Annotated in this window: 8 protein-coding genes and 1 pseudogene; 3 read left to right on the forward strand and 6 right to left on the reverse strand. The window is 77.4% G+C overall.

Annotated features, from left to right (window positions below):
- Window positions 1-1,548 (forward strand): ABC transporter ATP-binding protein (locus tag KPF22_RS00095; protein WP_224400892.1); only part of this gene is annotated, 1,548 nt, incomplete at its 5' end.
- Window positions 1,479-3,725, forward strand: a complete 2,247-nt coding sequence (locus KPF22_RS00100; protein ID WP_224400893.1) for a methyltransferase — start codon at window positions 1,479-1,481, stop codon at window positions 3,723-3,725. The genes KPF22_RS00095 and KPF22_RS00100, both read left to right, overlap by 70 nt.
- A gap of 35 nt (window positions 3,726-3,760) precedes the next feature.
- On the opposite strand, the gene KPF22_RS00105 is transcribed toward KPF22_RS00100, so the two are convergent.
- The 3 genes from KPF22_RS00105 to KPF22_RS32840 all read right to left on the reverse strand — a co-directional run bounded on the left by KPF22_RS00105 (window position 3,761) and on the right by KPF22_RS32840 (window position 5,551).
- On the reverse strand, window positions 3,761-3,922 hold the full coding sequence (locus tag KPF22_RS00105) for an RGCVC family protein (RefSeq protein ID WP_224400894.1): 162 nt from the start codon (window positions 3,920-3,922) through the stop codon (window positions 3,761-3,763).
- Between the two features lie 50 nt (window positions 3,923-3,972).
- Window positions 3,973-5,031: an acyl-CoA desaturase gene (locus tag KPF22_RS00110; RefSeq protein WP_224400895.1), complete on the reverse strand. Its 1,059-nt coding sequence runs from the start codon at window positions 5,029-5,031 to the stop codon at window positions 3,973-3,975.
- 244 nt (window positions 5,032-5,275) lie between these two features.
- Window positions 5,276-5,551, reverse strand: coding sequence for a hypothetical protein (locus tag KPF22_RS32840; RefSeq protein ID WP_224400896.1), 276 nt, complete (start codon window positions 5,549-5,551; stop codon window positions 5,276-5,278).
- Between KPF22_RS32840 and KPF22_RS00120 the strand changes: the two genes are divergently transcribed.
- Window positions 5,531-6,475: an alpha/beta hydrolase gene (locus KPF22_RS00120; RefSeq protein ID WP_224400897.1), complete on the forward strand. Its 945-nt coding sequence runs from the start codon at window positions 5,531-5,533 to the stop codon at window positions 6,473-6,475. The two genes, KPF22_RS32840 and KPF22_RS00120, sit on opposite strands and share 21 nt — an antisense overlap.
- A gap of 49 nt (window positions 6,476-6,524) precedes the next feature.
- Here the strand turns inward: KPF22_RS00120 and KPF22_RS00125 are convergent, their stop codons facing one another.
- The 3 genes and pseudogenes from KPF22_RS00125 to KPF22_RS00135 all read right to left on the reverse strand — a co-directional run.
- The gene (locus KPF22_RS00125; RefSeq protein ID WP_224400898.1) at window positions 6,525-9,005 is read right to left on the reverse strand and encodes a SpoIIE family protein phosphatase; all 2,481 of its coding nucleotides are present in this window, start codon (window positions 9,003-9,005) and stop codon (window positions 6,525-6,527) included.
- Between the two features lie 92 nt (window positions 9,006-9,097).
- Window positions 9,098-9,142, reverse strand: a pseudogene (locus KPF22_RS33505) (hypothetical protein); the annotation flags it as partial.
- 103 nt (window positions 9,143-9,245) lie between these two features.
- Window positions 9,246-9,589: response regulator (locus KPF22_RS00135; RefSeq protein WP_224400899.1), on the reverse strand; the 344-nt coding region annotated here is incomplete at its 5' end.

The raw sequence follows: 9,589 nt of genomic DNA on the forward strand, positions 1-9,589 counted from the left end.
GTGAACCCGGCTGCGGTGCTCGCCCCGGCCGTCGCGCTCGGTGGCGGTCCGCTGACGGTGCTTGGCCGGTGGTGTTCGCTGCGGCTCGTGCTCCGCACGCACCGGTACAAGCGGGTCCCCGGCGGCCCGGTGCAGACCGGCCCCGGGCTCACCGTGCGCGGGCTGCGCGTCCTCGATCCCGACGGGCGCGTCGTCCTCGACGGCCCCGACCTCGACGCGCACCCCGGGGAGGTCGTCGCCGTCGTCGGCTCGTCGGGGAGCGGCAAGACCACGCTGCTGCACGCGGTCCTGGGCACCCTGCCGGGGGGCCTGCGCGCCGTCTCGGGAGGTGTCGGCTGGGAAGGCGCTCCGCTGCCCCGGGGACGCCGCTGGCGACGGCGCACGCTCGGGCTGCTGGGGCAGGACCCGGCGCTGCACCCGCTGCGCGACGCCCGGGCCCAGCTGCCCGTCCCCGACCCGGACGCGGCGCTGCGTGCGGTCGGCCTCGACCCGGGGGCCGTCGGGGGGCTGCGGCCCGACCGGCTCTCCGGGGGCCAGGCCCGCCGGGTCGCGCTCGCCAGGGCGCTGGCCGGCGACCCCGCCCTGCTCGTGCTCGACGAGCCCACCGCGGGCCTCGACCCCGCCGCGACCGCCGTCGTCGTCGAGCTGCTGCGCGCCCGCGGCGGCGTCACCCTCGTCGTCACCCACGACCCGGCCGTCGCCGCGGTCGCCGACCGGGTCGTGCGGGTGGGCGCCCCCGCGCCGCCGCCGGCCCCGGCCGGTCCGCCGCCGTCCCGGGCCGGAACGCCGCCGTCGCCCACCGCGGTGCCGGTCCTCGACGCGCGGCACGTCACCACGGCCGTCCCCGGGGCCGCCGCGGACGTGGACGTTCCCGTGCGGCCCGGCGGGCTGACCGTGGTCACCGGGCCGTCCGGCTGCGGCAAGACCACCCTGCTCCGGGCACTGGCCGGGGTGCGGCCGGTCACCGGGGGCACCCTCGCACTGGCCGGTTCCGCCACGCCGTGGCCGGTGGGTGACCGCACCCCGGGCGTCGTCGCGCTGGTCGGGCAGCACCCCGTCCACGAGCTCAATCCGGCCCGCACCGCGGGGGCCGCCGTCGCCCGCCCGCTGCGCCGGCTCCACGGCATGCCCGCCGCCGTCGCCCGCGCCGAGGCGGTCCGGCTGCTGGGCGCGGTCGGCCTGCCGCCCGACGTGGCGGGACGGCGCCCGGCGGCGCTGTCGGGCGGGCAGCGGCAACGGGTCGCGCTGGCCCGTGCGCTGGCCGTGCGGCCCGCGGTCCTGCTCGCCGACGAGCCGACCTCCGCGCTGGACGCGGCGACCACGGCCGCCGTCCTCGACCTGCTCGACGCCGCCCGGGCCGACGGCCTCGCCGTGCTCGCCACCACCCACGACCGCGCGCTGGTCGAACGCGCCGACCACGTCGTCGACCTCGTCGACCCCGCCCCGACCCCGTCACCCAGACCGAGAGGAACCGCCCGGTGCGCACCGAACCCACCGCCGACCCGACCCACCCCTGGATCGCGCGCATCACCCGGGACGAGGACCTGACCCGGGTCGTCGTCGACCCGGCCGCGCTCGTCCCGCCGGACGGCGCGCTCGTCGTCGAGCACCGCGAGCACTGGACCGAGGTCTACGACTGGACCTACTCCGACCCGTCGCCGCTGGCCGGCTGGCGGGCCTCGGGGACCGGTGCGCCGCTGCCCGCCGCGCACATGGGGGAGTGGGCCGACCGCACGGCCGAGCTCGTGCTCGCCGCGCGCCCGCGCCGGGTGCTGGAGCTGGGCTGCGGCACGGGGATGCTGCTGGAGCGGATCGCCCCGCACGTCGAGGCCTACGTCGGCACCGACATCGCGGGCGACGTCGTCGACCGGCACCGCGCCGCCGCCGCGCCCGGGGTGCGGGTCGTGCGGGGCGCCGCGCACGAGGCCGGCTCGGCCGCCGTCCGGGAGGCGCTCGGCGGGCGGGCACCGGACTGCGTGGTGATCAACTCGGTGACGCAGTGCTTCCCCGACCTCGCCTACCTGACCGAGGTGCTCCGTACCGCGACCGCGGTCGTCGCGGCCGGGGGGACGGTCGTCGTCGGCGACGTGCGGCACGCGGGCCTGCACCTGCGGCACTGGCGGGAGACCGTCACCGCCACCGGGCCCGCCCCCGACGACGACGCCCTGGCGCGCACCGTCGCCGAGCGCGCCGCGACGGACCGTGAGCTGCTGGTCGACCCGGCCGCCCTCGCCACGGCGGCCCTCGCGGGCGGGCGCCGGATCGCCGTCGCCGTGCACGCCAAGACCCTCACCGACGACACCGAGCTGTCGCGCCACCGGTTCGACGCCGTCCTGCACGTCGACGCCGGACCCTCGCCGGTCCCGCAGGTCCTGGACTGGACCGGCGACCCGTTGGCCGGGGCGGAGCCGGTCCTGCTGCGCGGCATCCCCAACGCGTTGCTGCGTCCCGGCCCGCACGCGGTCACCGCGGCCCGGCTGCGCACCGACCTCGCCGGTCACGACGCCGCCGTCCTCCTCGACCCGGACGACCCCGAGCTGCTGGCGGTCGCCCGGCCCGCCGCCGCGGCCGCCCGGCCCGCCGCCGGGCTGGCCGGCCCGGGCCGGGCCCACGAGCCGTTCCCCGCGTTCGTGCGGAGCCGGGTCGGGCCGCTCGCGCGGCGTCTCACCGGCACCGACGCGACGGTCCTGCTGCCCGTCGCCGGGCCGGACGACGTCGCCGCGGCCGACGCGGCGGGCCTGGCCGCGCTGCCCGGCGGCGCACCGGCCGGCGACGCGGGCCCTGCCGACGCGGTCGCCCGGCTCGACGCCGTCGCGCTGCGTGCCATGGCCTCGGTGCTCGACGCCGGGGACCCCGACGTCGCCCCGCGGCACGCGTGGCTGGTGCGGCGGTGGCGGGCCGAGCTCGCCGCGCACGGCGACCCCGGGCCGCAGCCGGACGGCGCGCTGCACGCGGCGTGCACCGACCTGGGCTACCCGCCCGCGATGGTCGAGTTCTTCGCCGCCGCCATGGCCCACCTGCCCGCGCTGCTGCGCGACGAGGTGCCGCTGCAGGCGCTGCTGTTCCCCGACGGCGAGATCGCCACCGCCCTGGCGAGCTACCAGGACAACACGATCAACACCTACCTCAACGGGGCGCTGGCCCACCTCGCCGCGACCACCGCACGGACCCGGGCGGAGCCGCTGCGCGTCCTGGAGCTGGGGGGTGGCGTCGGCGGCAGCACCCGCGCCGTCCTCGACGGCCTGGGGGAGGCGCCGGTCGACTACCTGTTCACCGACGTCTCACGGTTCTTCCTCGACCTGGCCGCGACCCGGTTCCCCGGGGTGCGGACCGCGCTGCTCGACGTCACCACCGACCTGGCCGCCCACGACGGCCGCCACGACCTCGTCGTCGCGGCGAACGTCCTGCACAACGCCGTCGACGTCCGCGCGACGCTCGCCGCCGTCCGCGGGGTACTGGCCCCCGGCGGGGTGCTCGCCCTGGTCGAGTCGACCCGCGAGCACCTCCCGGCGCTGGTGTCGATGCAGTTCCTCATGTCCGCGCGTCCGGGCGCGGCCGCCGCGGGCAGCGGGGACCTGCGCGCCGGCACCGACCGGATCTTCCTGACCGAACGGCAGTGGTGGGCCGAGCTCGCCGCCGCCGGTCTGCGGCCGGTCGCGGCGCTGCCCGGTGACACGGACCCGCTGCGGGCGCTGGGGCAGCAGCTGCTGGTGGCGACGACGTAGTCACCCCGCCCCGGCGGCGGTACGGCGCGGTGCGGTCACCCCTTCGCGCAGACGCACCCCTGCGAGGACCCACCCGCGATCTTCGCCGAGCAGAACCTCCGGTCGATCGCGTCGTGGTCCTCCCAGGGGTGCGGGCAGACCGGGCACAGCTCGTCCGGGGTGTGGTCGGAGGCGGTCGAGGGGGTCGGGTCGTCCATGCTGGTGGTTCTCCTTCGGGGTTGTCGCCCCGAGCGGACCCGGGGACGGGTCAGCCGGCCGGTGGCCCGGTGGGGCGCCGCAGCGGGGCGCCGACCTCGTGCAGGTGACGGAGGACCTCGGCGTAGGAACGCAGGGGACCGGTCCGGGTGTAGGGCAGGCCGTGGGTGGTGCAGAACTCCTGCACGATCGGCTGAGCGCGGCGCAGGTGCGGGCGCGGCATGCGGGGGAACAGGTGGTGCTCGATCTGGTAGTTCAGGCCGCCCAGCGCGACGTCGAGCACCCGGCCGCCGAGCACGTTGCGCGAGGTCAGCACCTGCTTGTGCAGGTGGTCCAGTCGACGGCCCGCCGGGATGACCGGCATCCCCTTGTGGTTCGGAGCGAACGCCAGGCCCATGTACACGCCCCAGAGCCCCTGGTGCACGACGACGAACGCGACGGCCTGCACCGGCGCGAGGACCCAGAACACCGCCCCCAGGTACCCGACGGCGTGCGCGACGAGCAACGCCGCCTCCAGCCGCGGGCGGGGGACCTCTCGGCGCAGGATCGCCCGGACGGCGGTGAGGTGCAGGCTCCACCCCTCCAGGAACAGCAGCGGGAGGAACAGGTACGCCTGGTGGCCGACCATCCAACGGACGGGGCCCCGCGTGGCGGCGGCCTGCTCGGGGCTGAAGGCGAGCACCGGGATGTCGATGTCCGGGTCGTCGTCGGCGTGGTTGGGATGGGCGTGGTGCGCGGTGTGCTGGGTGACCCAGGCACCGTAGCTCAGCCCGACCAGCCCGCCGTGCAGGTAGCCGACGACGTCGTTGGCACGCCGGCCGGCGAAGATCTGACGGTGGCCCGCGTCGTGGCCGATGAAGGCCAGCTGCGTGGTCACGACCGCGAAGAACACCGCCAGCAGCAGCTGCCACCAGGACGGGCCGAGCCACACGAACACCGTGAGGCCGCCCGCGAGCAGGACCGCGTTCGCCGCGAACAGGAGCAGGTAGGTGCGGCGGGCCTCCTGCAGCAGACCCGCCCCGGACACCAGGGCGGCCAGCTCGCCGAACCCGCCCGCCGTCGTCGGACGGGTACGACGGGGGGACGTGCCGGTGGGCGGGGACGTCGTCATGCGTGCTCTCCGGTCGACCCTCGGGACACGGGACGAGCGGTCCTCACGACCGCACGGCTCACGCGTCGGAACGAGCCGCCAGGACAGCGACCACGCGACCTGGCCGGTGCGGGAACGGCCGGGACCGCACCACGGGACGGCACGGTCACGCCCCCGTAATGTGGCACACCGGTCGCCGCCCCGCACACCCACGCCCGGTCGCAGCCCGGCCGGGAGCCTCCTCAGGAGGCGGCCCGGCCGGCGCTCAGCGCTGCCGGACCGGCCGGACGAGGATCTCGTCGACGTCGATCTCGGGGGAGGTGTCGACCGCGTAGGCGACGGTGCTGGAGGCGCTCGCGGCCGTCCTGCGGCTCGACGACGACGCCCGGATGCGCCTGTTCCGGCCGGCGGGGGCGGCGCCGACCTGGACTACATCGGCAACATCCCGCCGTACGCCGCCGACGACGCGGCGGTCCTGCGGACGGCCGAGGTCGCGCGGGAGGTGGCGCAGCGGTGCGCGGTGAACGACCGCAACGGGCACCTGCGGCACGTCACGACCGCCAACGTCGCCCGGGACATGGACCGGATCCGGGCCGCGCTCGGCGAGGAGAAGGCGAGCTTCCTCGGCTTCTCCTACGGGTCGGCGCTCGGGGCGGCCTACGCCTCCCTGTTCCCCGACCGCTCCGACCGCGTCGTGCTCGACAGCAACGTCGGTGACACCCACCTCGACCCCGACGGCATCCGCCGCTACGCACTCGGCGCCGAGGAGACCTTCGGGGACTTCGCCCGCTGGGCCGCCGACCGGCACGACACCTACGGGCTGGGCGCCACCCCGGAGGAGGTGCGGGAGACCTATCTCCGGCTCGCCGCGCGGCTCGACGACCGGCCGTCGGCCGGGGTCGACGGGCGGGTGTTCCGGGCCGCCACCTTCGTCGGTCTGTACGGCCCGACCCTCTACGGCAGCACCGCCGCGGCCTGGCAGTCGCTGCTGTCCGGCGACGCGCCGCCCGCCCCGGCACCGCCCGCGGGCCCGTCGCCGCAGGACAACGCGTACACGGCGTTCCTCGCCACCACCTGCAACGACGTCGCCTGGCCGCGGGACGTCGCGGCCTACCAGCGGGCGGTGGCGCAGGACCGCGAGCGGTTCCCCGTGTACGGCGCGGCGAGCGCGAACGTGCTGCCCTGCGCCTTCTGGCCGTACGAGCCGGCCGAGCCGCCGGTCCGTGTGCTCGACGAGGGCCCGGCGAACGTGCTGATCGTGCAGAACCGCCACGACCCGGTCACCCCGCTGCGCGGCGGTGAGCTCCTCCGGGAGAAGTTCGGCGACCGGGCCCGGCTCGTCGTCGAGAACGGGAGCGGCCACGGCGTCTACGCCGGCGTCGGGAACACCCCGTGCGCGCTGGGGGTCACGACGTCGTACCTGGTCGACGGGACACTCCCGCCCGACGACGTGGTCTGCCGCTGACCGGCTCGCGGCGGCTCGGCAGGCAGCTGTGTGCCGGGCCGCCGGGCCCTCACCCCAGGAGCGTGAGCAGCCCGGAGAGCTCCAGCGCGTGCCGCGCCGGACCCGGCGGCACCTCGACCCGCAGCCGGTGCCCGCGGGCGCCCGCCCGGTCGGCGGCCTCGGCGAGCAGGGCGGCGCCGTTGCTCGCGACGTAGGTCGGTCCGTCGAGGACGAGGAGCACCGGCCCGGCGGTGACCAGCTCCAGGAGCCGGTCGCGGATCTCGGCTGCCCCGGCGAGGTCGAGGTCGCCGGCCAGGGTGAGGCGGCGGGCGTCGCCGCTGCGGCCGTCGTCGTGCAGCTCGGTGCGCCGGCGTCCGGGGGAGGGCCGTACGGGCGGCGCGGGGTGCTGCGCCACGGCGGGCGTGCGCGGGTCCGGGGTGATCTGCATGCGCACCACGGTGCCCCCGCCCGCCGTGTCGATCTCGGCGGTGGTGGCGATGGCGCGGATCATCTGCAGGCCGCGTCCGCGGTAGCCGGGGTCGGGCGGCGGCGGCCGCCAGCGGCCGGTGTCGGCGACCCGGGCCCGGACGCCGTCGTGCGGGGTGTAGCCGAGACGCAGGTGCACCTCGCCGGGCGGGTCGAACTCGGCGTAGCCGTGCTCGACGCTGTTGGCGGCGGCCTCGTCGATCGCTCGGACCAGGTCGTCGCCGAGGTCCTCGGCCAGGCCCACATGGCCGGCCCAGCGCCGGACCCGGCGGCGCATCGCCGGCAGCTCCCGGGCGGACCCGGGGACGGTGAGGTCGATGTCGGGCGGGAGGACGCGGACGCAGACCAGCGCGGCGTCGTCGGTGTGGGCGGCCCCGGCCAGGGCCCGGCCGACGATCTGGTCGGCGAACTGCTCGGGCGGCAGCCCCGCGACCTCGGCGGCGATCCGGGCCAGCCGGTCCAGCCCCTCGTCGACGACCTCGCCGCGGCGCTCGACGAGCCCGTCGGTGTAGAGGACCAGCGTCTGCCCGGCCGCGATCGGGGCGACGCCCTCGCCGAAGGGCGGCCGGCCGCGGACGCCGAGGACGGGGTTGTGGCCGCCCGCGAGGTAACGGCTGCCGTTCTCGTCGACGACCAGCACGGGCAGGTGCCCGGCCCGCGCCCAGCGCAGCTCCCCGCGGCCGGGGTCGACGACCACGCAGGCCGCCGTCGAGTAGCGGGCACCGGGGATCCAGGTCGCGAACTCGTCGAGCAGCTCCAGCGCGGACGCGGGGTCGCGGCCCTGCCGGACGGCCCCGGAGAGCACGGTGCGCAGCTGGGCCATCACCGCGGCCGCCGCGACGCCCTGTCCGACGACGTCACCCACCGACAGCCCGATCCGCCCGTCGCCGAGGTCGACGACGTCGTACCAGTCGCCGCCGGCCTCGGTGCCCGCGGCGCCGGCCTGGTAGCGCACCGCGATCTCCACGGTGTCGAGGTCGGGCAGCCGGGTGGGCAGCAGCGTGCGCTGCAGGGTGTGGGCGACCTCCCGCTCGGCGCGGTAGAGCCGGGCGCGTTCGAGCGCCTGCGCGGCCGGGTCGGTCAGGGCGAGCAGGGTGGCGCGCTCGTTCGGGGTCAGCGGGCGCGGCGTCCCGAACGCGACCGCGATGACGCCGACGGTGCGGGCGGCGGTGACCAGCGGGAGGGTGAAGAGGGTCGCGTGGCCGAGGCCGTCGAGCAGGGTGGCGGTCTCCGGGTGGCGCTCCCGCCAGTCGGTGCCCGGTTCCAGCCACAGCGCGCGGGCCTGGCGGGCGGTCACCGCCGCCGGCACCGGCGAGGTCAGCGGCACCTCGCGCCACGCCTGCGGGTCGGTGACGCCGTGCAGGGCCAGTGCCCGCAGCTGCTGCCCGGCCGGGTCGAGCTCGTAGACCGCGATCCGGCAGGTGCCGAGCAGCGCCGTCAGGTGGGTGACGACGGTCCGGGCGACCTCGGTCGGGTCGGCGGCGGCCGACAGCTGCGCGGTGGCCCGCTGCAGCAGCGCCAGCCGGTCGGCGTTGGCCCGCTCGTCCGCGAGCAGCAGCGCGTTGTCGAGCGCGAGCGCGGCCCGGTCGGCGAGCTCGGTGACGAGCTCGATGTCGTCAGGGGTGTACGGCGTGGTCCGCGGGCCCCGGACCAGCACCAGGACGGCCAGCGTCCGGCCGCGCGCGGACAGCGGCACCCCGACCGCGGAGCGTGCGGGGATCGAGGAGCCGGGGACCGTCGCGCCGGGGGCGGTGTCGTCCCACAGGACGGCGGCGCCGGTGTCGAGGACCCGGAGGCCGAACGAGGTCTCGGCGGGGCGCTCGTCGAGCGCCTCCCCGGTCGCGGCGTCCGGACCGTACCGGGCGACGCGGACGAGCTGCCCGGCGTCGTCGACGCGGCGGACCGTGCACACGTCGGCCAGCCGGGTCTCGACGAGCAGCGCGGTCAGCCGCCGCAGCCGGTCGTCGACGCCGTCGGAGCCGTCCAGCTCCCGGCTGAGCCGGGCGAGCAGCGTCTGGCGTTCGGACTCGCGGTACCGGACGTTGATGTCGGTGCCGCTGCCCACCCAGCCGGTGACCGTCCCGTCGGTGCCGGTGTGTGCAGCGGGACGGCGTGCTCGAGGATCCAGCGGAAGGCGCCGTCGGCGCGGCGGAGCCGGTACTCGATCTGCCAGCCCGTCCCGGACGCGAGCGCCGGGGTCACGCGGTCGCGGTAGCGCTGCGGTCCTGGGGGTGCAGCCCGTCGGTCCAGCCGTCGCCGAGGTCCGCGGGGACGTCGCGGCCGGTGAACTCCTGCCAGCCGGAGTTCACGTAGGTCCGCGCGCCGTCCGGTCCGCGACCCAGATCAGGGCCGGGGCCAGGTCGGCCATGGCGGTGAACCGGGCCTCGGCGTCGCGGCGGACCCGGCCCAGCTTCAGGTGGGCGTTGACCGGGCCACGAGCTCGGCTGCGGAGAAGGGCTTGACCAGGTAGTCGTCCGCGCCGGCGCGCGAGGCCCTCGATCGCGGCCTCCTCACCGGCCCGGGCGGAGAGCAGCAGGACGGGCACCCCGGCCGTACGACGGTCGCCGCGCAGCGCCGCGAGCAGCTCCATGCCGTCGAGGACCGGCATCATGATGTCGGTGACGACCAGGTCCGGCGGGCGTTCCCGGG

It is taken from the genome of Pseudonocardia sp. ICBG1034, from assembly GCF_020131375.1.
GTDB lineage: Bacteria > Actinomycetota > Actinomycetes > Mycobacteriales > Pseudonocardiaceae > Pseudonocardia > Pseudonocardia alni.